Origin of the sequence: Lentzea sp. HUAS TT2, from assembly GCF_051853195.1 — a bacterium.
In the GTDB taxonomy this organism is placed as follows: domain Bacteria; phylum Actinomycetota; class Actinomycetes; order Mycobacteriales; family Pseudonocardiaceae; genus Lentzea.
In genome coordinates, this window is record NZ_CP196667.1 from 5199623 (window position 1) to 5222108 (window position 22486).

At 66.2% G+C, this 22486-nt stretch carries 20 protein-coding genes and 1 tRNA gene; 16 read left to right on the forward strand and 5 right to left on the reverse strand.

Annotated elements, in window-relative coordinates; translation table 11 throughout:
- Positions 1-48 precede the first annotated feature (48 nt).
- The 4 genes from ACSHWB_RS26095 to aroH are packed head-to-tail and all read left to right on the forward strand — an operon-like array spanning position 49 to position 2450.
- Positions 49-993 carry a hypothetical protein gene (locus ACSHWB_RS26095; protein ID WP_439655905.1) on the forward strand — a complete coding sequence of 315 codons (945 nt, stop codon included), beginning with the start codon at positions 49-51 and terminating at the stop codon, positions 991-993.
- Positions 993-1739, forward strand: coding sequence for an ATP-binding protein (locus ACSHWB_RS26100; protein WP_439655906.1), 747 nt, complete (start codon positions 993-995; stop codon positions 1737-1739). The genes ACSHWB_RS26095 and ACSHWB_RS26100 overlap by 1 nt, the downstream gene beginning before the upstream one ends.
- Positions 1740-1758: 19 nt before the next feature.
- A complete protein-coding gene (locus ACSHWB_RS26105) occupies positions 1759-2055 on the forward strand; it encodes an STAS domain-containing protein (protein WP_439655907.1) in 297 nt (98 codons plus the stop codon).
- A gap of 32 nt (positions 2056-2087) precedes the next feature.
- Complete coding sequence (aroH, locus tag ACSHWB_RS26110; RefSeq protein WP_439655908.1) at positions 2088-2450, forward strand: chorismate mutase; 363 nt, start codon at positions 2088-2090, stop codon at positions 2448-2450.
- Here the strand turns inward: aroH and ACSHWB_RS26115 are convergent.
- Together ACSHWB_RS26115 and ACSHWB_RS26120 are read right to left on the reverse strand one after the other, a co-directional pair.
- Positions 2440-3360 (reverse strand): homocysteine S-methyltransferase family protein, encoded by a 921-nt coding sequence (locus ACSHWB_RS26115; RefSeq protein ID WP_439655909.1) that lies wholly within the window; start codon positions 3358-3360, stop codon positions 2440-2442. The two genes, aroH and ACSHWB_RS26115, sit on opposite strands and share 11 nt — an antisense overlap.
- A gap of 101 nt (positions 3361-3461) precedes the next feature.
- Positions 3462-3902 carry a pyridoxamine 5'-phosphate oxidase family protein gene (locus ACSHWB_RS26120; protein ID WP_439655910.1) on the reverse strand — a complete coding sequence of 147 codons (441 nt, stop codon included), beginning with the start codon at positions 3900-3902 and terminating at the stop codon, positions 3462-3464.
- Between the two features lie 220 nt (positions 3903-4122).
- Here ACSHWB_RS26120 and cmk point away from each other — a divergent pair, with 220 nt between their 5' ends.
- From cmk to ACSHWB_RS26165, 9 genes are all read left to right on the forward strand, one after another.
- Positions 4123-4809, forward strand: coding sequence for a (d)CMP kinase (gene cmk, locus ACSHWB_RS26125; protein ID WP_439664668.1), 687 nt, complete (start codon positions 4123-4125; stop codon positions 4807-4809).
- On the forward strand, positions 4806-5438 hold the full coding sequence (locus tag ACSHWB_RS26130) for a lysophospholipid acyltransferase family protein (RefSeq protein ID WP_439655911.1): 633 nt from the start codon (positions 4806-4808) through the stop codon (positions 5436-5438). The genes cmk and ACSHWB_RS26130 overlap by 4 nt, the downstream gene beginning before the upstream one ends.
- Complete coding sequence (gene der / locus ACSHWB_RS26135; protein WP_439655912.1) at positions 5435-6856, forward strand: ribosome biogenesis GTPase Der; 1422 nt, start codon at positions 5435-5437, stop codon at positions 6854-6856. Before ACSHWB_RS26130 ends, der begins: the two co-directional genes overlap by 4 nt.
- Positions 6857-6921: 65 nt before the next feature.
- Positions 6922-7554, forward strand: coding sequence for a response regulator (locus tag ACSHWB_RS26140; protein WP_439655913.1), 633 nt, complete (start codon positions 6922-6924; stop codon positions 7552-7554).
- Between the two features lie 266 nt (positions 7555-7820).
- The gene (locus ACSHWB_RS26145; protein WP_439655914.1) at positions 7821-8663 is read left to right on the forward strand and encodes a sensor histidine kinase; all 843 of its coding nucleotides are present in this window, start codon (positions 7821-7823) and stop codon (positions 8661-8663) included.
- 173 nt (positions 8664-8836) lie between these two features.
- Positions 8837-8910, forward strand: a tRNA-Pro gene (locus ACSHWB_RS26150).
- 484 nt (positions 8911-9394) lie between these two features.
- Positions 9395-9700 (forward strand): hypothetical protein, encoded by a 306-nt coding sequence (locus ACSHWB_RS26155; RefSeq protein WP_439655915.1) that lies wholly within the window; start codon positions 9395-9397, stop codon positions 9698-9700.
- Positions 9700-11385, forward strand: a complete 1686-nt coding sequence (locus ACSHWB_RS26160; protein WP_439655916.1) for an alpha/beta hydrolase — start codon at positions 9700-9702, stop codon at positions 11383-11385. Before ACSHWB_RS26155 ends, ACSHWB_RS26160 begins: the two co-directional genes overlap by 1 nt.
- An 85-nt stretch (positions 11386-11470) precedes the next feature.
- Positions 11471-11938 carry an LppA family lipoprotein gene (locus tag ACSHWB_RS26165; RefSeq protein WP_439655917.1) on the forward strand — a complete coding sequence of 156 codons (468 nt, stop codon included), beginning with the start codon at positions 11471-11473 and terminating at the stop codon, positions 11936-11938.
- A 53-nt stretch (positions 11939-11991) separates the two neighbouring features.
- On the opposite strand, the gene ACSHWB_RS26170 is transcribed toward ACSHWB_RS26165, so the two are convergent.
- The 3 genes from ACSHWB_RS26170 to ACSHWB_RS26180 all read right to left on the reverse strand — a co-directional run bounded on the left by ACSHWB_RS26170 (position 11992) and on the right by ACSHWB_RS26180 (position 13568).
- The gene (locus tag ACSHWB_RS26170) at positions 11992-12342 is read right to left on the reverse strand and encodes a hypothetical protein (RefSeq protein ID WP_439655918.1); all 351 of its coding nucleotides are present in this window, start codon (positions 12340-12342) and stop codon (positions 11992-11994) included.
- Positions 12343-12373: 31 nt separating this feature from the next.
- On the reverse strand, positions 12374-12601 hold the full coding sequence (locus tag ACSHWB_RS26175; RefSeq protein ID WP_439655919.1) for a hypothetical protein: 228 nt from the start codon (positions 12599-12601) through the stop codon (positions 12374-12376).
- Positions 12602-12869: 268 nt separating this feature from the next.
- Positions 12870-13568 (reverse strand): hypothetical protein, encoded by a 699-nt coding sequence (locus ACSHWB_RS26180; RefSeq protein ID WP_439655920.1) that lies wholly within the window; start codon positions 13566-13568, stop codon positions 12870-12872.
- Positions 13569-13831: 263 nt separating this feature from the next.
- Between ACSHWB_RS26180 and ACSHWB_RS26185 the strand changes: the two genes are divergently transcribed.
- From ACSHWB_RS26185 to ACSHWB_RS26195, 3 genes are all read left to right on the forward strand, one after another.
- Positions 13832-14827 carry a hypothetical protein gene (locus ACSHWB_RS26185; RefSeq protein WP_439655921.1) on the forward strand — a complete coding sequence of 332 codons (996 nt, stop codon included), beginning with the start codon at positions 13832-13834 and terminating at the stop codon, positions 14825-14827.
- A gap of 776 nt (positions 14828-15603) precedes the next feature.
- A complete protein-coding gene (locus tag ACSHWB_RS26190; protein WP_439655922.1) occupies positions 15604-15780 on the forward strand; it encodes a hypothetical protein in 177 nt (58 codons plus the stop codon).
- A gap of 470 nt (positions 15781-16250) precedes the next feature.
- Positions 16251-22478 carry a protein kinase domain-containing protein gene (locus ACSHWB_RS26195; protein ID WP_439655923.1) on the forward strand — a complete coding sequence of 2076 codons (6228 nt, stop codon included), beginning with the start codon at positions 16251-16253 and terminating at the stop codon, positions 22476-22478.
- Positions 22479-22486: the final 8 nt, after the last annotated feature.

Sequence of the window (22486 nt, forward strand, 5' to 3'; positions counted from 1 at the left end):
GTTCGTTCGGCCCTGTTCACCGCAGGGCGCTGTGCCGAGACTCTGTTGATGCACTTCGACGCCTCAGCCTCGTTGCCGTCGCCCGGCGCCAAGATCGGGCACGTGCACGTCCGGCATCTGAGGGCGATGACGTCGGCGTTGCGCGCGGTCGACTACCGCTACGGCGGTGGGGCGTGCCGCACTCAGGTGCAGACGCTGTTGTCGTGGTGTGACAAGGCTTTCGCGCATTCCGCGACAGCCGCCGTGCGCCGCGACTTCCAGGACGCCGTCGCGGAGCTGCACGCCCTCGCGGGGTGGACCGCCTTCGACGCCGGGCTCGGCGGGTCCGCGCACCGCCACTTCCTCCTCGCCCTGGACTTCGCCCAGGACGAGGACCTGGTGGCGAACATCCGCTACCGGATGGGTCGGGTCCACCTGCACCACGGTGGACCCGCCGAGGCGCTCGGCATGTTCCGGCTCGCCGGGATGGCCGCGACCAGTCACCACACGAACGCGATCGTGGCCGCGAACCAGGCGTGGTGTCACGCCGAGATGGGACGGCGGGTGCCCGCGCTCGCGTCGCTGGGCCGTGCGCACGACGAGTTCGCACGGGCGGATGTGGGCGGTGTGGCGCCATGGGCGGCGTTCTTCGACTTGAACGACCTAGCGGCGATCAGCGGTGTCGTCTACAGCTCTCTCGCGCGCACCGTCGATCGCGGGTTCGCGCGGCCGGCCATCACGGTGCTGCGGCAGGCGGTGACGGGATACCGCGAGGAGATGGCGCGCAGCCGGACGTTCGCGCTGATCGAGTTGTCGCTCAACCACCTCTTGGACGGCGACGCGGACGAGGCCGCGGTGATGGCGGGGCTGGCCGTCACGCAGACCGGCGACATGATGTCCGCCCGCACGCGCAAGAAGCTCGAACCGTTGCACGCCGAAGCGGGCAGACGCAGCGCCACCACGGTGCGGGAGCTGATCACGCCGCTGTTGGTGGCCCCAGCGCACGCGGCGTGATGAGCGCGAGGACCCGGTGGTTTCCGGCGACGCCGGGGTCGTTGCCGGAGATCCGGGCCTTCGTGCGGGACCTCGCCGGTGAGTCGGGGCTGCACGGCGACGACGCGCGGGACGTGCTGCTCGCGGTGGCCGAGGCGGCGGACAACGCGGTGCGCCGCGCGGGGGCGTCCGTCGTGGTGGTGACGTGGGAGCCGCGCGATCACGCGGTGCTGCTGATCATCGAGGACGACGGGGTGTTCGACCTGGAGGCCGGCACCGCCGCCCGGCCGCTGGGGCTGCGGCTGCTGTTCGGCATCGCCGACGAGGTGCAGGTGCGTCCCGGCAAACCCACCTGGCCCGGCACGGTCGTGCGAGCGCTCGTGCGGGTCTGGTCGCGTGCGGATGTCCCGGACCTGCCCGCGCCACCGGGACGTCCGCGCGTGCTCCTGGTGGACGGCGACCGGTTCTCCGGCCAGTCGCTGGCCGCGTTCCTGCACGCCGAGGGCTACGAGGTGACGCTCGTGCCGACGATCGCGGCGGCACAGGACGCTGTTCTGAGTCCACCGGCCCTGGCGATCGTGGACCTGCTGACGTCTCATGGTGAGGGGACCAGGTTCGCCGCGGCGGCGCGGGCGTCCGGCGTGCCGGTCGTGGCCGTGTCGGCGATCGAGCCGGCCACCCACGTCGCCGATGCCTACCTGCCGAAACCAGTGCACCCGCTGCGCGTGCTCGCGGCGGTGCGGGACCTGCTGTCTCCCGATTCGTGAGGCACCGACGATGAAACCCGTGTTGGAGGTAAGCCGTCACGGCGCCGTGCTGACGCTCACCGGCGAGGTCGACCTGAGCACCAGCGACCTGCTGCGCGCCGAGCTCGAGCTCGCCTGCTCGTCCGGCGAGGGGGACGTCGTGATCGACCTGACCGGCCTGACGTTCATCGGGTCGAGCGGCCTGCACGTGCTGATCGAGACCGCCGGCTCCCTGGGACAACGGCGGCTGGTGCTGCTCGGCGGCGGCTGGGGCGCCTACGTCGTGAACCTGCTCGGCCTCACCCTGCGCTTCCCCAACATCGTCGTGGACCGCTGATGTCCACTGAGGACGCTGCTAGGGTCGATCGCATGGCGGTACGAGCGATCAGGGGAGCCACGCAGATCGACGCGGACTCGCGCGACCTGCTGCTGGAGGCCACGGCCGAGCTGGTGCGGGAGGTGTTGGCGTGCAACGACTTGACGTCCGACGACCTGATCAGCGTGGTGCTGACCGCGACCCCCGACCTGGTGTCCGAGTTCCCCGCCTACGCCGCGCGCCTGGCAGGGCTCTCCGACGTGCCGCTGCTGTCCGCGACCGAGATCGCGGTGCCGGGCTCGATGCCGCGCGTGATCCGGTTGCTGGCGCACGTCGAGACGGACCTGCCGAGGTCGTCGGTGAAGCACGTCTACCTGCGCGGGGCGGCGGCGTTGCGGACCGACCTCAACCACTGAACGCGCGGCTGAGCGCGTCGATGTGCCGGTGGTCCGTGCCGCAGCAGCCGCCCAGCACGGTCAGCTGGGGGAAGCTCGCCTTGAGCCTCCGGTAGTCGTCGGCGAACTCCTCGGGATCGCCCCTGTCCAGCGTCTCGGCCTCGTCCAGTTCGGCGTGGCTGAGCTTCGACGCGTTGGCCCTGATGCCCTTCAGGCGTTCGGTCCACCCCGCCGCGGGGTCGAGGGCAGGTGCGATGTGGGTCGGGTGCGCGCAGTTGACCATGTAGTAGGCCGGGTAGGCGTCCGTGTCGCGGTCGACCGCCTCGATCGCGGCGGCCAGCGCGTCTCCCGACGGCAGCCTGCCGTCCGTCTCGACGGTGAACGAGATGACCACGGGGACGTCCGCCTCACGCGCGGCGTCGACGATGCCGGTGGCCTCGGGGACGTTCGTCAGCGTCATGGCGGTGACGAGATCGGCCGGGGTGTCGGCGAACGTCCGGATCTGCACCGAGTGGTAATCCCTCGCCTCCTCCCGGCTCATGATCGACTCGGGCCGGTAGGCGTCACCGCGAGGCCCGACGCAGCCGCTGATGACCACCTGGATCGCGAACCGCTGCCGCACGTCGAGAAGCAGGTCGACGGCCTTGCGGTTGGCCGAGCCGAGCCGTGCCTCGTCGTAGCCGAGCCGCGCGGCCCAGTCGGGACTCGCGCGCCACGTGGCGGTCTCCAGGACGATGCCGGCGCCGTCGCGTTCGGCGATGCCCGCGTACCGCTCGAAGTAGCGGGTGAGCGCCGCGTGGCCGTCGGGGTCGTCGAGCAGCGGGAACGCGGCGAAATCGGGCAGGTCGATGCCGTCGTCGAAGAGGAGCGTGGTCTCGGCACCGCCGTCGGTGAGGAAGAGCGGGGCGTTGAGCTGGGGCAGCTGCGTCATGGGTGCCTCCAGGCCGGAGGGCCCAGTGTGCGGCCGGAACGCCGGTTCCGCCCGCTGTCACCTGGGGCGCCCCGCCCGCGACGGGCGGGGCGCCGACGGCCTCAGGCGCTGAAGTCCTTGCCGGGCAACCAGCCGTTGGGGATGTCCGTGACGCGCCAGGTCGGCACGGAGACCTTCACCGTGCGGATCGGCGTGGCCAGGAACGGCGCCACCTCGGGCACCTTGGTCACGAGCCGCTGCCGCACGGCGTCGTCCTCGGCCCCCTCGACCACCACGGCCGTACCGCGGGCCTGCAGGAACGGCTCCATCGGCGACCCGGTCGACACGACCAGCGCCACCTCGGGGTTCTCCTTGATCGCCTTGAGCGTCCGGCCGCGCTCCTCCAGCACGAGCACGAGCGTGTGCGGCCCGTCCTCGGCGAAGTAGACGCCGCTCACCCACGAGCCGTCCGAACCCGCCGTGGCGAGGAACATCGACTTGTGCGCGGCGAGCGTGCGGTGCAGCAACGCCTCGACGGCGCTGTGCTGTTCGGTGGTGGTCACTGGGTCCTCCAAGAAATCGGGTGTCGCGCACACCAGATCGGTCTGGAGGGCTCGCGCCTTGTGCCGTTTCAGCCGATCGATACCGCCGCGGCGTGCCGATCAAGGCGGCGTGCCGTCGCCGTGGACTGTCCCGCCGTCGGTGTGAGCGTCCGCACCAGGCACAATGTGGGCCGTGGGTGTCTCGGAGGGAGCTGCTGTGGGCCAGGGTCAGTTGCGCGGTGTGGTCGCTCTCGACGGACCGGCCGGCACCGGCAAGTCCACCGTGGCCAAGCGCGTCGCGATGGCGCTGGACGCGCGCTACCTCGACACCGGCTCGATGTACCGGGCGGTCGCGCTGGCGGTGCTGCGCGCGGGCGTCGACCCGTCCGACGAGGTCAAGGTCTCGGCGGTCGTGGACGACGCGGTGCTCGTCGTCGGCACGGACCCCCAGAAACCGGGCATCACCCTGGACGGCGACGACGTGTCGTCCGAGATCCGCGGGCCCGAGGTGTCGCTGGCGGTCTCGCCCGTCTCCGCGACCCGGCACGTGCGGGAACTGCTCGTGGCCCAGCAGCGCGCGATCATCGCGGACGCCGTGGACCACGTCGGCGGGATCGTCGTCGAGGGGCGTGACATCGGCACGGTCGTGTCGCCCGACGCCCCGCTGAAGGTCTACCTGACGGCGTCGGCGGACGCGCGGGCCGCACGCAGGACCAAACAGGACAGCGCCGCCGGACGTCAGTCCACTGTGGACGCCGCGCTCGCCGACGTGCAGCGGCGCGACAAGTACGACTCGTCCCGCGCCGTGTCACCGTTGAGGGCCGCCGGTGACGCGGTGGAGCTCGACAACACCGACCTCGACCTCGCGGGCACCATCGCGGCGTTGCTGGAGCTCGTCGAGCGCCGAGGGCTGCGGGTGACCGGGTGAGCGTTCCCGACGGGACGCTGCCCTGGCTGTTCGACCTCGGGCGCTGGATCGGGCGCGTCCCTTACGCCTGGCAGTTCCGGATTCGGGTGCACGGCTTCGACCGCGTACCCTTGAGCGGCGGCGTGGTCGTCGTCGCCAACCACAGCTCGATGTCTGACGGGCCGATCCTGTTCGGGGCACTGCCCCGGCGCGTGACGTTCCTGATCAAGCAGGAGATGTTCAAGGGCGTCGTCGGCCACCTCCTGCGCAGGATCGGCCAGATCCCCGTCAAACGGGGCGAGGCCGATCGCACGGCACTGGTCGCCGCGCAGTCCGTGCTCAAAGCCGGCGGCGTGATCGGGATCTTCCCCGAGGGCACGCGCGGCGAGGGCGACGTGGCGAGTGCGCAGAACGGCGCCGCGTGGCTGGCCAAGACGTCCGGCGCGATGGTGCTGCCGATCGCCTGCCGCGGGACCTACCAGGCCAAGGGCTGGCGCCCCGAGGTCGACGTGCTGATCGGTGAGCCGTTCCATCTTCCCGAGGGGAAGGGCCGGGCTGCTCTGGGCGTTGCCACCGAGCAGGTGCGTGATCGCCTGGCGACACTGGTCGCCGAACTTGATGGACTTCGCAAGAGTGAGGGAAGACGATGACGGACCTGGACGGCACCTGGGAGGACGAGGCCGACTGGTCAGCCTTCGACGACCTCGACGGCTCCGACGGTGAGGAATCCGCGCCGCCACAGCCGGTGCTGGCGGTGGTCGGACGGCCGAACGTCGGCAAGTCCACACTGGTCAACCGCATCATCGGCCGCCGAGAGGCCGTGGTGCAGGACGTGCCGGGCGTGACGCGCGACCGCGTGGCGTACGACGCGCTGTGGAACGGCCGCAAGTTCACCGTGGTCGACACGGGCGGCTGGGAGCCGGACGCGACGGGACTGCAGGCCTCCGTGGCCGCGCAGGCCGAGCTCGCGATGGCGACCGCGGACGTGATCCTGCTGGTAGTGGACGGGTCGGTCGGCGCGACGTCGACCGAGGAGGCCGTCGCGAAGGTGCTGCGCCGGTCGAAGAAGCCCGTGATCCTGTGCGCGTCCAAGGTCGACGACGACAGGCTGATGGCCGACATCGCGTCGCTGTGGTCGCTGGGCCTGGGCGAGCCGTACCCGGTGTCCGGCCTGCACGGCCGCGGCTCCGGTGACCTGCTCGACGTGATCCTCGACCGGCTGCCCGAGTCCCCGCGCGACGACTTCGGCGGAGGCCACGGCGGCCCTCGCCGCGTCGCGCTGGTCGGCAAGCCGAACGTCGGCAAGTCGTCGCTGCTCAACCGCCTGACGGGCGAGAACCGCTCGGTGGTCGACGCGGTCGCGGGCACCACCGTCGACCCGGTCGACTCGCTGGTGGAGCTCGACGGCGAGATCTGGCGCTTCGTCGACACCGCCGGCCTGCGCAAGCGGGTCAAGTTCGAGAGCGGCGCCGAGTACTACGCCTCGCTGCGCACCAAGTCCGCGATCGAGACCGCCGAGGTCGCGATCGTGCTGCTGGACGCGCACGAGCCGTTGGCGGAGCAGGACCTGCGGGTCCTGACGATGGTCGTCGAGTCGGGCCGCGCGTGCGTGCTGGCGTTCAACAAGTGGGACCTGGTCGACGAGGACCGCCGCACCGAGATGGTCCGCGAGCTCGAACGCGGCCTCGTCCGCGTGCCGTGGGCGGACAAGGTCAACATCTCGGCCCTGACCGGCCGCGCCGTGCACAAGCTCGCCCCGGCCCTGCGCACCGCGCTGAACTCGTGGGACACCCGAGTCCCGACCGGCCGCCTGAACCAGTGGCTGACCGAGCTGATCTCCGCGACCCCGCCGCCCGTGCGCAGCGGCAAGCAGCCCAAGGTCCTGTTCGCGACCCAGGCCTCGACCAGGCCGCCGACGTTCGTGCTGTTCACGACCGGCTTCCTGGAGGCGGGCTACCGCAGGTTCATCGAGCGCAGGCTCCGCGAGGAGTTCGGCTTCGAGGGCAGCCCGGTCCGCATCTCCGTGCGCGTGCGCGAGAAGAAGAAGGCCGGCGCCGCCAAGAAGTAGTTTCTCCGGGTGACGACCCAGCCGATCTGGTTGCCCTTTGTCATGGGGTGCGGTTGGTTGGGTCAGTGGCCGTACGAGTGGTGCTAGCCGACGACGAGGCCCTGCTGCGGCGGGGCCTGAAAGTCCTCCTCGAAGCCGACGGGCGAGTGCAGGTGGTCGGCGAGGCAGCCGACGGCGCCGAACTGGTGGAAGCAACCCTGGCCCATCTACCGGACGTGGTGCTGGTAGACGTCCAAATGCCAGGCGTCGACGGCCTGGAGGCAGTCCGCCGCCTGCGAACCTGGGCCACCCCACCGGCGATCGCCGTGCTGACCACGTTCGACCTGGACGACTACGTGGCGACAGCCCTGGACCTGGGCGCCCAGGGCTTCCTCCTGAAGGACGCCGAACCAGAAGCCCTCGTCCGAGCTGTGGTCGACCTGGCGGCAGGCGGCGCAGTCCTGGACCCGCGCATCACCGCCCGGCTGCTGCCCCGCCTGCGAGGCTTCAGGGCCAACCGCCAGCTGGACTCCCTGAGTGCCCGCGAACGCCAGGTACTGGAACTGGTGGCCGGCGGCCGCTCGAACCACTCGATAGCCGAACACCTCTGCCTGTCCGAAGCCACGGTGAAGAGCTACGTCTCCACCGTCCTGACCAAACTGGGCGTGGAGAACCGGGTGCAGGCGGCTCTAGTCGCTCACCAGGTCGGTGTCTGGTGAAACCAGTCCTGCGCGAACTCCTCACCGTAGGCGTGACCACAGGGGTGGTCCTCCTGACCCAGGACCGCCCGTTCGAGTGGTCACTGTGGACAGCAGTAGGCGCCGCACTACTACTCCCACTACGCCTGCGCTGGCCCTGGTTGGCATCCCTGCTCTGCGTCCCAGCAGTGGCCGGCGGCCTGGGCTGGGCCCCCGCCCTGATCGCCCAATACCGCCTGGGCCGCAAGGAGAAGTCACTACCGGTCCAACTCTTCTGGGTCCTGCTGATGACAGTGGCGGCAATCGCCCCAGTCCTGATGACCGAGGCCATCCCCCTGGGCCCACTACTGCTGGCCACAGCCTTCGCCTTCGGCCTGGCCGCCGCCCCCACAGCCCTGGGCGCCCTCATCACCACCCGCAAGGAACTGACCCAGTCCCTCTACGAAACCCGCAGGGCACGCGCAGCAGAACTAGAGGCCCAGGAGACCTCAGCGCGTGCCGCGGAACGGGCCCGAATAGCCCGCGAGATCCACGACGCCGTAGGCCACCACGCCACCCTCATAGCCGTGGAATCAGCAGCCCTGGCGGCCACCGCTCCAGACCCCACAGTCCGCGAGACAGCACTACGTCTACGGGCGCTGGCAAAGGAATCGCTCTCCGAAATGCGAGCAGCACTGGGGTTGCTGAACTCCGACACGACCTACCCCTCCCTGCAAGAGCTCATCGACCGAGCACGCGTTGCCGGTGTTGCCGTGACCCTGTCCGAAACAGGCGACGCCACCCTCTCACCAGCGGTCTCCAGAGCCCTCTTCCGCGTAGTCCAGGAGTCCTTGACCAACGTGACGAAACACGCCCCAGGCGCCTCCGTCACAGTGACCGTGGACAGAGCCTCACCAGTACGCGTCTCAGTGGTGAACGGCCCAGGCGACCTCCCGTCCCAAGGTGACGGAGGAGGCGCGGGCCTGCACGGCCTCTCAGAACGAGTCCGCCTGGCCGGCGGCACCCTGACCACCTCCTACCGCGCGGACGGCGGCTTCAGCGTCACCGCCGTCCTACCACCCGGTAAGTCGAAGGTTGACGGACAAGACTCGACTTTCGGAGGTAGCACCCGAGACGCTGCCACCGCATAGTTCTGGGTGTCGGTCGAGGATCGGGGGATCGGTCGGACCGAGGGACGCGGGGACCCGAACTTCGGGTCCCCGCCGTATTTCCGCAGCTCGCGGCCTGTTTCGGGGGCCGTTTTTGATCTCTGTCCGCGGTGTTGTAGGATTTCTCATGCACGCCGGGGAACCGGGAGTGTGGCCGGGACGTGGCGCAGTTTGGTAGCGCACTTGACTGGGGGTCAAGGGGTCGCAGGTTCAAATCCTGTCGTCCCGACGGCCAAGAGGGTCTTCGCAGCTCAGATGCTGTGGAGGCCCTCTTTTTATGATCTTGCAGAGTTCTGTTGGGTCAAGTACGTCGCTCATAGAGCCCTTTACTCAAGCGCTCGCGCCTGCATCAGTCGTTGTTTGCTTGGGCTCGGTCGGCAGAACGAGGCGTCGCCCGACTTGAGAAGAGAACCTGCGACTCCTTTACCGGCCGCGTGGCAGGAGTTAAGGCGCCTGCGCCTATTCGTGCGCAGAGACCTCCACTCGTGGGTTCATGGGGACGATCGACAACATGAGCGGCTTACAGCCAGACCGGGCTCGTCGTCGCAGCGATCGCGCTCCGGCTGTGAGACGCACCGGACGGGTTCTAGCCGCACGGTGACTGTGGCTACATGACATCTGCATCACCCGATCGAATGACTGCGTAGTTCCGCTCATGTTCTTGCGTCTCGTGATCAGCACACTGGGGTGGCTCTTGTACTACGGGGGGACAGATGGGCTTTCAGGTGCCGGCCGAGTCGCTGGAACAGGCTGCGGGCAAAGTCAACGCGCGAGCGGATGCGGTGGGGTCTGTGAACCTGGCCGGTCCTGCTGATCAGGTATCGGCGGCGATGCCGGGAGGTGTTGCTGCAGAGCAGGCACGAGTGGCCGGAGACTCCTGGCGGAGCACGTTGTCTGCGTGGGCGGCTGATGGACACGAGTACGCCAAGGACCTGACAGACAGCGCGAAGACCTATGAGGGCGTCGAGCAGGTGAACAGGACCAGCTTCACCGGTCGTGCTCTCAGGAGCGTGACCTGATGGTGAGCATGGGCGATGTGCGTCGCTGGAGTCCAGACGCTTTGGAAGAAGCGTACCGAGGCCTGCGCAGGCAGGAGGAGTGTCTGGTCGAGGCCGGTGATGGCTTCGGCACCGACGCGAAGGTCGCGGACTGGACGGGCTCGGCGGCGGATGCCGCTGATGGCACTAGAACGGCGCTACTGGACCGTATGGAGACCATTGTCGCGGGTGTCGCTGGCGCCCGACGAGGCGTCGCTGATGCGGCTGACGCCGTGACGGCTCTGCTGACAGCAGTGGCCGAAGCCGATGCATTGGGTAGTCGGTACTACTTCCGGATCAGCGAAGACGGACTGGTGATCGATACTGCATTCGTCACGGCCGGCGCGACTCCGCAGGCCTCCGCGGAACGGGACCAGGTCAAGGCTGAACTCGAGGATCGTGTGCGCGAGCTGCTACGACGCGCCGGAGACATCGACCGTGACCTTGCCGACGTGCTGCGAAAGGCAGCGCACGGTCAAATTGGCACTGACGGAGCCACAACGGTGGCCGCAGCGGCGCAGGCAGGGGAAGGCCATGGTGCGTTGAGTGCGGTCGAGCCACCGGCGAATGGGACGGTCGCGCAGAATGCCGCGTGGTGGCGCTCGCTGTCGTCCAAAGAGAAATGGCTGATCACCGAGTTCCGGCCCGAGTGGGTGGGCAACCTCGACGGCATTCCGGCGACCGACCGCAACCAGGCCAATCGCCGCCGCCTGCTGAACGAGATGTCATCGCTCAGCTCAGAACGTTCACGACTGCAGGCGGTTCTCGACAACCCGAACTCAAACGCCTCCGAGTATCAGCGGGCGTTCACGAGGTCGTTGGAGATCGACAAGAAGTTCGAAGCGCTCGACACGATTAACAAGACGCTGGAGCGACCGGATCGCCAGCTGCTCCTCCTGGACGTCAGCGGCGACAACGCACGTGCTGCCGTCGCCTCGGGCAACGTCGACACCGCCAAGAACGTGGTCACGTTTACTGGCGGCTTCGGGTCCACAGTGAGCGGCGACCTCGACGAGTACGACGAGAAGATGAACGATGTGCGGCAGGACTCGGAGCGCATGTCGGAGCGGTACGGCGACAGCGGGAAAACCGCTGCCATCACTTGGATGGGCTACGACGCGCCGCAATCGCTGGACGTCGGGTCCGACGACAAGGCGCAGAAGGGCGGTCAACAGCTGGCCCGGTTCCTCGACGGCATTGACGCATCCCGGCCAGGGAACGAACCGCACATGGTCGCGGTAGGCCACTCCTACGGCTCTACCACCACGGGGTTGGCGTTGCGCGAGGCGAGCGGGGTCGATGACGCGATCTTTCTCGGCTCTCCCGGGATAGGCACGCACAACCTCGGTGACTTGAAGGTGCCGGAGGGCCATGCGTTCCTGGTCGAGAACAAGAACGACCCGGTTGCCGACTTGGGCCGCTTCGGCGGAGACCCAACGACCATCGAGGGGATGCGCCACCTGTCCACGAGCGAGGTGGTCACGGCCGACGGCCGAAAGCTGGAGCAGTCCACTGGGCATTCCAGCATCAACGAGTACCTGAGGCCGGGAACCACCAGCCAGTACAACGTCGCCGCGCAAGTCGCCGGCGTGCCGGACCGGGCGGTCGAGGGAAAGACGGTCGGCCTCGGCGACGACTGGCGCAACAGCGGGCTTCCGACGAGGTAGATGTAGGGGTATGAGGGTGCGGGCTTCGGCTGTGACCGTCGCGCTGGTCGTGACGATGTCGGCATGTGGATCAGGAGGATCTGGCGTGGACGAGTCGTTTGCGCAGTTGATGCAGCGGCCGGATATCGAGCAGGCTGTCGTGACGTACGAGGAGATGTCAGCCAAGGTCAGGGAACGACTCACCACGGAGCTCGGACGTACCTGGGAGAAGACCAGCGAGGGCAGTGCCTCCGGGTGCGGCAGCGAGTTCCCCGACCTCAGCGGTGACGTCGACGTACGGCACCTACCTCGGTGGAGTTCGAAGGGCAACCTGCCAGACGACCAGTGGCCTCGCGCCGAGGCGATCGTCGGCGAAATCGCGGAGGGTTACGGCTTCGACAGGCAGCCGGTGATCATCGTCAACCGGCCGAGCGATCATGAAGTCACCTACAAGAAACCGGATGGGGCGCAGATCAGCTTCGGCACCGCGACCAACACGCCGCTGGACGTCCGGACCGGCTGCCATTTGAAGGCACAGGTGCACCAGCGAGGAACGCCATCGCGGAAGTCTTGAGCTGTCACTCACCTAGAGCACACAACCGATCAGGCGAGGTACTGGACATTCGATCAGCGGCCATCCCAGGTGACGCCTTCGGGGGACGGTGACGCGCAGAAGCTCGAATCGTCACCCATGTGGAAGAACAGTCGTCCAGAGAGGGTGCCGTCCAGGGCCTGGGCGGCCCAGCCTCGCCCGCACACCTGATCGCCTTCATCGTCCCCATCCCAGCTGAACTCGACGAACGGCCCGCCATCACGCTCAACCCATCTGCAGTCCATCCAGCCGGTTACGGCTATGAAGCCGAAACGGCCTCTGCCATCGTCCGTGAACTCGATGAATCCAGGTCCCAGCAGCTCGACGGCTTCCTGATCCCACATCTCCATCTCAACGATCCGCCACCGCCCGACGGGTTTCTTCACGAGCTTGTCCTGTTCTCGAGCAGGTTTTCGATCACTGGCGCTCAATGACGTTGAAACGCGTTGGTTCTTCCAGCGTTCGCAGCGCGCCTTCGAGGTCGGCAAGGCGTGATGCAAGCGTGGCTACCGCCAGGTGGCGTGGCAGTGCCTCGCTGAACTTCAGTCCTGCCAACGCCTTCTCATCCACATCGGGCAGGACAAGACGTTCGGCCGCATCAGCGGTTGCGGCGCGCCACATCTCGCGGGTCAAATCTGTGCGCAAGCGGATTGACGCGTCGTCGACGCGTTGTTTCTCATCCGAAAGCTCGGAGAGCGTGGACGCGAGGGTGGCATTGGCCCGGTAGCCGGCCCACGTCCACCACCTGACGTCGATGCCCTCCTAGCGATGAGTGTGCCACCGGGATGCGCTTGCGTCTCTGCGTCCTGGCGTTCTTCGATCAAGGCACTCAGCGCCCGTTGGGTCAGCTTCACCGGTGGCTTGGCACCGAGCAGAACCTCTCGAACAGCGCGCGTCAGCTCGATCGATCGCTTCAGAAGAGCCCCTCGACCGTCGCGTCCTCCGGCGGCTGCTCAGCAGACTCGTCGGTTCGGATGTCGTACACGTTCGACCATCGGTCAGTCAGTACCGATACGTCTTCGTCGGTGATGTTGATCGCGGGCTTGCGATCTTTGAGGAACAGGCCGAGTTCGCGCAGTGGCCAGACCAGACGCTCGAGGTACGACCCGAAGCGGCGGTTCGACGCAGCTGTGATTGCGTCGCGGCGCTTGAGGTACTCCTCGGTGCTGCCCCGGCGGACCACCTGGATCGCCAGATCCAGATCGCCGAGGCGATCTTGGGTGCTGTCCAGGTAGCTCCCGAAGACTGTCACACGCGTGACGCTGTAGGGCTTGCTGCGGTCGGCGTTGTACGTCCGTACTCGCTCGAGGAACCCGTCGAGGTGACGTTGCGCTGTGGCTCTCGTGATTGGCTTTGCGAAGCTGGCGTTGGCAAGGGCGTTGCCGCGAACCGTAGTGAACCACCAGGCGGCGCCATCTCGATCGCGTTCCGCGATCTCGAGGTAGCCAGCCTCGGCGAACCGCTCCAGCAGCTTCTCTGCGTCAGCTTCCTTCACTTCGAGGAGGTCGACGGCGAACTCGGTGAGTCCTGGGTTCACGCGGAAGATCCGCATCAGCTCTCGCGCCTGCTCGGCGGGAATGCCTTCGACGAGCTGATCCTTGGAAAGTCGCACCGTCTACCTGTAGCAGACCAGCGACTCAGCCTGCTGGCTATCGAGCGTGCCGGATCGACACGTGTCCGGGACCGCGCTGTGGACAACGTTCATGCTGTGCGGTCGCAGCCAGGCATGGAGCTTGGGATCGGACCTGAGCCACCGCCGGCATCCCATGAGGCACGGAGCGTTGGAACGCGCCTTCGCCACCGCCTCGTCCCCCTTAACTTCCTGTACCTGTCGACACGTCCCACGCTGGGCTCGTCGGCAGAAAGGGCATCTTCGTGACCATCTACTCTCAGCACCCGAACCGCGGAAAAGTGCAGATCCTCGCCACTTTCCGCGGACCAGCCGGTGTGGTGTCGTCAACTATCACGAGCGTTGAGGACGCGGCACTCGCTCGGCCGATCGTTGATGCGCTCAACCGGATTTCGTCTTGTGCCACCGTGCCTGTCAGCGTGTGGGACACCCGCGACGATCGCCACGCTCGCTACCCGCGGGAGCATCTTGCTGCGCTGACTGATCGAACGATGCGTGCCGACCTGCTCGAGGGTGCGCACAGCCTGTGGTACGAGCAGGCGAAAGCGCTTCTACACGAGGCGCTGACCGATCTGGACGAGGCTACGGCGGTCGTACCTCCACCCGTAGGGAAAGCGATTGCGGCTGAACTGGAGGCAGAAGTCCGCGGACTCGACGCCGCATGGACCGAGTACTCAGAGGGAGTCTCCGCGCCTGAAACGGATTCCCAGCGTTCCTGGGATTTCCAGAGCCCGTTCGTCGCCTTCGAGGGCGGTCTGGAAGGACTGAGCGGTGAGGATCGCGACCGACTCAACCGCCTCGAGCGCGACGCGAGTGCCGAGGAAGTCAGGACAGGGGTCGAGGACATGCGGCTCCTGCTGGACGCGTATAGGCAGACTGCCAACGATGCGATCGTGCTCCTCAGCGAATTCTCGATCACGGACGACCCTCTTGGGCCAAGTCGCTACTACCTCAATGTGGAGGCCCCTCGGCCGAACGGTGAGTACGGCCATGTTGATTGGGAGGTTGAGATCGGCCAGTGGGATGTCGACCTCGACGACCCTGAACACGAGGACGGCACCGCTCATGGCAACTCGGTCCTTCGATGCACTCGATCGACGCGGCCTGCCATTGCCGAGATCGTCGAACTGCTGAACCACAGCGGCGGGCGACAGGAACAACTTGCCACGTGGGCCAAGACTTCTGTTGGAGAGGCACTTGCCGGTACCGCCTTCGTTGTGACGAAGCGCTTTGACGAGTGAGGACATTCGGTAGGTAGACTGGGTCGTGACCGGAGTAGCGGTCGCTGCCACGATGCTCGGACTACGAGCTTCGTGGCGAGGATTATCTGAGGCCCACAGACGCCCTCGAACAGCTTGAGGATCGGCTGGCCGGAGGGCGAACTGTCGCCTGAAGGCTGGTGCGAGACAACGTTGCTCGTTGGGGAGCGCTGTGTCGCATCGGCCGCCGCTTATTCGACCTCTGAGCAAGCATCGCCTCAACAGCCACTACGGGTCTGCTTGCTGATGCCTTTCGCCTGAGTCCGCCGACTCCTTTACTCGGCCGATTACACTTGAACGTGACCTGGAAGAACAGGCCGGAGCACGCCGCTCAGTCGTTCCACGACTGGGGGTCAAGGGGTCGCAGGTTCAAATCCTGTCGTCCCGACGGTCTGAATCAGCCCGCTGATTCTGGGTGAAAGCCCAGGTCGGCGGGCTTTTTCGTGCGCTCGTGTCGATCTTCCCTTGGCCGTCCACAATGGTCTGTACTGGTGGGTAACCCAGGTTTTGGGAGGATTCTGGGAGGATCGGTTTCGCGGCGGCGAAATGGGTCGCGTTAGCAAGAGCGAACCTGTCGCTCGAGCGGGTGATCCTGCGGATGTGCTGGTCTGCAGCGATCGGGAATGTTACGTCGGCGAGGCAGTCGCAGAGGCTGTCCTTTGATGCGAACTCACGACGCTTCAAACGGAAGGCCTGGTCAGTGGAGGCGCGCTCGGTTCGTTCAGTAGTTGATGCCGCGAACCGCTATGGCCGCCGGTGTGGCCGCGCTCTACCGCGCCCAACTGCCGATCGGGATGTTGAGGTCCGGTGATTTCGTTGGTGGCGCGCTTGCGCTGAAGGCCGCTGCAGCGGCTGCGAATCGCTATCCAGTCTGGGCAGATCCCGACGGATGCTTGATCACCGTAACGCGCTATCTGTTCGATGCGATGTCGTGAGCATTCTCGTCGGCGTGGCGTTGAGGCAAGAGGTGAAGGTACGAGATGCGGCTGTCAAGCAGGGTTGTTGATCTCGCGCGCGGGCCCGTCGGTGGCGCTACTGAGCTAATACGGCCGAACTGCAACGCAACGCGGCCGGGTTATGCTGCAAACTGAAGATGGCTATTTTTTTCGAAACCAAGTTCTTTTAGTGCGCATTTGTGATGAGTAGATCAATCCTGGTGAGAATGCGGCACGCGGCCGTCAGCAACCGGTCAGGGGGGCGCGCACTTTTCGGGTTTCGGCGTGTGCGGATTTGGTCCTCGTGAGGCCGTTTTTGGATGTGGTCAGCGGTAACGCCTGCCGGTCGTGTGGCGACTCCTAGTCATAACGCAGGACATGGCGGCATTATCGCAATACCCTGTCGTATGGCAGGCGTGCTGTCGGTGTAGCGCGTCGGACTGCTGCTGAGCAGCATGAGGAGAGGGCGAGTGGTGCCAGAGAACCCGGATGTTGTGGCAGAGCGGTTTCGGCTGGTAGGGCCGATCGGCACCGGCAACATGGGTGAGGTTCACCGTGCCGAGGATCTGCAGGCGGCCGATGGCACGGGCAATCGGGTCGTCGCTGTGAAACTCATCCTGCGGAGCCGCCTCGGTACGCTGGTCAACTCGACGTCTGACGCCACGACTCAGCGATTCGGCCGTGAGGTTCGGATCATGCGCATGCTTGACCATCCCAACCTTCCTCGGACGGTCGACGGAGGTGTGGATGCGGCGGGCCGGCCGTATCTGGCGATGGAGTTGCTTGACGGACAGACCCTGCGCGACCTCGTGGCCGAACATCCCCAGCTACCGATCTCATGGGTGGCGGCCTTGGGAGCCCAGATTGCTGATGGCTTGTCTGCGGCACACGCTGAGAACATCGTTCATCGCGACCTCAAGCCCGCCAACGTGATGGTGCTACGCGGCGGACTGGTGAAGGTTCTCGACTTCGGCATGGGGCGGATCGTCGACGACGTCGACGGAGACAGGCTGACGAGCACCGGTGCCACCGTAGGCACGGCGCGCTACATGGCGCCCGAGCAGTTTCTCGCCTCTGCGGTCACTCAAGCGGCCGATCTGTATGCCCTCGGGTGTGTGCTGTTCGAACTTCTCACCGGAGTGCCGCCGTTCCATAGCGAGTCCTCCTACGAGCTCGGACAGAAGCACCGTGAGGAAGCCGCTCCGCTTGTGCAGCTGTTGCGTACGGACGTTCCCAAGGAGCTGGCAAGGCTCATTGAGCGGCTGCTGGCGAAAGATCCGGCCGACCGTCCGGCTGATGCGGTCACCGTCCGCGAGATGCTGTTGCCGTTGGCGGTAGGAGGGGAGAGTGTTCGCGGCTGGGATGCGTTCAATCCTGTCGCCCGGCTTGCTGCGGTAAGCGTGATCGAGCCCGCGGTTGAAGAAAGCACAGCTGAGAGTCGGCCGCTGGCAACCGGCATGGATGTGTTCGGTGTGCATCGCAAGCTGATTCAGGACTACAGGTCGTTCACCAAGGGCGGGACGATAATTCGTGACGAGCGAATTGCTGACTTCGTCGAGAAGGACTTGGAAGCGAAGTCGCAGTGGCCGGACCCTTGGTTGTCACTGAACCCGTTCTTCGCTTCAGGCGGCACTGTGCTCGAACTGGTCCGCGAAGGTGTGTTGCACGAAGAGTGCGCACGGATCTTCCAGGCTCGTAAGACCGAGGGTGGCACCGTCAGCGACGGTCGTCCGCTCACGTTCCATCGTCATCAGCGTGAGGCCATCGACATCGCGCAGTCCGGCGAGTCGTACGTGCTCACCACGGGCACGGGGTCGGGCAAATCCCTGTCCTACATCGTGCCGATTGTGGACAAGGTGCTGAAGGACCGGCAGCGCGAAGGTCTCAAGGCACGCAAGAGGGTTCGCGCGATCATCGTCTATCCGATGAACGCGCTGGCGAACAGTCAGCTCAAAGAGCTCGACAAGTACCTGCTCGACGGATACGGCAAGGGGCGTGAGCCGGTCACCTATGCCCGCTACACCGGCCAGGAAACCGATGAGCGCCGCAAGGACATCCGAGACAACCCGCCGGACATCCTGCTCACGAACTACGTGATGCTGGAGCTGATGCTCACCCGGCCCGATGACCGGCGTTCGTTGATCAAGATGGCCAAGGGACTGGAGTTCCTCGTCCTCGACGAACTGCATACCTACCGCGGCCGACAGGGCGCTGATGTCGCACTGCTCATCCGCAGGGTGCGCGAAGCGTGCCAGGCCGATGGTCTGCAGTGCGTGGGCACCTCTGCCACCATGTCCAGCGAGGGAACCGCTGACGAACAGCGTGAGGTCGTCGCGGGTGTCGCGACGACGCTGTTCGGCGGTGACATCAGCAGCTCGAACATCATCGGTGAGACCCTTGTGAGGGCGACTGGGGAAGTGCCCGACTCGGTGCCGGCGGAAAGGCTTCGGGCGCCCGGTGCGCCGCGTGCCTACGCGGACCTGGTGGACGATCCGCTGGCCCGCTGGATCGAGACGCGGTTCGGCGTGATCAACGATGCGACTGGCCGCCTGGTCCGGCAGAAGCCTGTCAAGATCGAAGTAGCGGCGGCTGAGCTCGCCAAGTCCAGCGGGGTGGCAGAGGACACCTGTGTCACGGCGATCCGCCGCACCCTGGAGGCGGGTGCGGAGGCCAGGAACCCTGTCACCGAACGCCCCTTGTTCGCCTTCCGGTTGCATCAGTTCCTTTCCAAGGGCGACACGGTCTACGTCACGCTCGAGAACAAGCGGACGCGCCATCGGACGCGGGACTACCAGCTGGTCCAGCCCGGTTCGGACGGAAAGATCCTGCTGCCGCTCGCCTTCTGCCGTGAGTGCGGACAGGACTACCTGACCGTGTGGCGAACCGAAAAGGACGGCAAGGTCTTCTACGAGCCGCGTCGAGACACGATCGGTACAGGCGGGCGCACCGGCGATGGCTACCTGTACGTCGACTCGGACCGCCCTTGGCCGCGCATTCCGGAGGATGCCGTCAAGGAACGACGCTTGCCTGAATCCTGGTTGGAGATCGACGATCATGATCAGGAAACCATTCGCGACTCCTACCGGCGACGACTTCCGCGCGCTGTCACCGTGGATCTGTACGGGAACGAGGGGCGCGGGGAGCTGTCTGCGGCCTTCATCCCCGCCCCGTTCCTCTTCTGCCTGCACTGTGGTGTTAGCTATGAACAGACCAGAGGCAAGGACTTCGCCAAGCTCGCGACCCTTGACCAGGAAGGGCGTTCCTCAGCGACCTCGCTGGTGTCGACCTCGATCGTGCGTTCGCTCAAGGATGTGCCCGCCGAGGCCCTCGACAAGCGGGCGCGGAAGCTCCTCACCTTCGTCGACAACCGGCAGGACGCCTCGCTGCAGGCGGGCCACTTCAACGACTTCGTCCAGGTGACCCAACTGCGCGGCGCTCTGTACAGGGCGGTGCTCGAGGCAGGCGAGGACGGCCTCCGGCACGAAGAGCTGCCGACCCGAGTAGCGGAGGCGCTTGGCTTGGAGCCTGTCGACTACGCGCGAGGTGAGGACCTGGCGCCGGGTCTTGCCCGCAATGCCGCCAAGACCTTGCGTGATGTCATCGCCTTCCGGCTCTACCTCGATCTGGAACGAGGCTGGCGCGTCACCATGCCCAATCTCGAGCAGACCGGCCTGTTGCAGATTCACTACGAGGACTTGGATTGGCTTGCTGCTCAAGAGGATCGATGGTCCAAGCGGCAGATCAGCCTGCGGGATGCCGCGCCAGGACAGCGCGCCGAGCTGATGCGGGTGCTGCTGGACGAGATGCGCCGGGCTCTGGCTATCGACGTGCAGCACTTCAGGGACGACTTCGACAACCTTCAGCGGGCGAGCGAGGAACGCCTGGTCGATCCGTGGGTCCTGGCGTCGAGTGATCGACCCCAGGTCGGCACGGTCTACCCGCGGTCTTCCCGGCCTGGCATGGATCGCTCGGGGTTGTTCCTCTCGGGCCGGGGCAAGTTCGGCAAGTATCTGCGGCGGTTGCACTTCAAAGGCCTGTCGACCGACGACGCACAGGACGTCATCGTCGATCTGCTGAAAGTGCTCTCAGCAGCTGGGATGGTGCAGGAAATCGCGGTGGCACCGCAGCCGGCGGGCCGTTTCCGTCGATCGGCGGGATCGACCATCACCGGTTACCGAATCTCGGCAGCAGCTCTCGTTTGGCGGGCAGGCACAGGTGAGGTAGGCACTCACGATCCGTTGAGCCGTACCTATGGCAGTGGGGATGGTCCGAGGGTCAACAAGTTCTTTCTCGACCTGTACCGGAATGCCGCGGGAGCCCTGGCTGGTCTCAGCGCCCGAGAGCACACCGCTCAGGTCGATCCGGAAGAGCGGGAACGACGGGAGGAAGCCTTCCGCAAGGGCGAGCTCAAGCTGCTCTACTGCTCACCGACGATGGAACTTGGCGTCGACATCTCCGAGCTGAACGCCGTCATGATGCGCAACGTGCCACCCACGCCTGCGAACTACGCGCAGCGCAGTGGCCGTGCCGGCAGGTCGGGGCAACCTGCTCTCGTCACCACCTACTGCGCCACCGGCAACAGCCATGATCAGTACTACTTCCGTCGTTCGGATCGGATGGTCGCCGGTGTCGTGGCGCCTCCTCGGTTGGACCTCGCGAACGAGGACCTGGTGCGGTCGCACGTTCAGGCCATCTGGCTGGCCGAATCCGGGCTCAAGCTGGGACGCGCGATCCCGGAGATCATCGACGTCAGTCACGCTGAGGATGCTCGCACGCCTGCCCCATTGTTGGCCCTGCACGAACACATAGGTGTGGCCCTGCACGATGCCCACGCGCAGGAACGTGCTGGAGCGGCCGCTCGTCAGGTGTTCAGCGGGTTGCTGAGCGACTTCGCGGCCACAACGTGGTGGCATGACCAGTGGATCGAAGACACGGTGCGCGCTGCCCCAGTGCAGTTCAACGCGGCTTTTGACCGCTGGCGTGGGTTGTTCAGAGCTGCCCTTGTCGATCAGGCTGAGCAGAATCGCCGAGTGCTGGACCACACGCTGAGCGACCGCGACCGCAAGATCGCTGTCGGCCGCCGCAAGGAGGCGGAGACGCAGCTCAACCTGCTCAAGAACGAGAGCGTGGACAGCAAGTCGGTGCTGTCCGACTTCAATCCCTACCGGTATCTCGCCAGCGAGGGCTTCCTCCCCGGATACTCGTTCCCGCGGCTTCCTCTTGCCGCGTACATCCCCATGTCCGGCCGGAGGTTCGGCGACGGCGACTACCTCCAGCGTCCCAGGTTCCTCGCCATCCGCGAGTTTGGACCCGGCGCGCTCATCTACCACGAAGGCGCCCGCTACCAGGTCACGCGTATCCAGCTGCCGCCGGACGCGACCGGTGACATCGTCACGACGACGGCGAAGCGCTGCGTGGCCTGCGGCTATCACCACGACGCGGAAAACCTCGACAACCTATGCGACATGTGCAAGGAACCGTTGGGGGAACGCACGACCGGGCTGCTCCAGCTGCACACCGTCTTCACCAAGCGACGTGAACGAATCTCTTCGGACGAGGAGGAGCGTCGGCGCGCGGGATACCGATTGGTGACCTCATACCGGTTCCACGACCACGGAGCCCGTCCCGGTCGCAGGGATGCCATCGTCGCGGACAATGACGGCGCACTCGCCACACTGTCCTATGGCGACTCCGCCACCGTGCGTATCACCAACGTCGGTCGCCTACGTGCCAACGAGAACGAGCCACCCGGATTCTGGCTCGACCCCGCAGACGGTCGTTGGATGAACGAGCGTGACGCTGCGGATGCGTCGGGTGATTCCAGCGAGATGCCCGTCATCGACGACGAAGGAAACGAGAAGCGGCGCAGGAAGCGCGTTCTGCCGTACGTCGAGGACCGGCGCAACATCCTGGTCGTCAAGCTGGCAGAGCCGATCCCGGAGCCGATGGCGTTGACCCTCATGTACGCGTTGGAACGCGGCATCGAAGCGGCGTTCGAGCTGGAGGACTCCGAACTGACCAGCGAGTTGCTGCCACCCGACGAAGGTCTCCGTGACCGGATGTTGTTCACCGAGGCCGCCGAAGGCGGTGCGGGCGTGCTTCGGCTGATGCAGTCCGAGCAAGGTGCCTTCACTCGTGCCGCACGCGTCGCACTGGGTATCTGTCACTTCGACGAGGACGGAGTCGACATGGGCGGTCCGCATCCCGACCGACCATGTGCACGTGGTTGCTACGAGTGCCTGCTCACCTATGGAAACCAGCTCAACCATGGCGCGATCGATCGCCACTCGGTCCTCGACCTGTTGCAGCGCATGGCAGGTGCGCGTGCGCTCACGACCGGCAGCGGTGAGTCGCGTTCGGAACAGCTGAGGAGACTGACTGATCAGTCGGACTCCCAGCTGGAGGGCAGGCTCATCGCGTGGCTCAAGGAGCGCGGACTGCGGCTGCCCGATGAGGCACAGACCTTGGTCCATGAGGCGCTCGCCAGGCCTGACTTCGTGTATCGACTGCGGGGCACCAACGTCGCGGTGTTCGTCGATGGGCCGGTGCACCAGCACGCCGTGGTCGCGGAGCGCGACCGGGAGGCGGAGGAGCGTTTGATCGACAAGGGGTGGGATGTCGTGCGGTTCCCGCACGACGCCGACTGGGCGGCGATCGTCGAGCAGAACCAGCGTTACTTCGGGCCTGTGGCCGTCTGATCATGAAA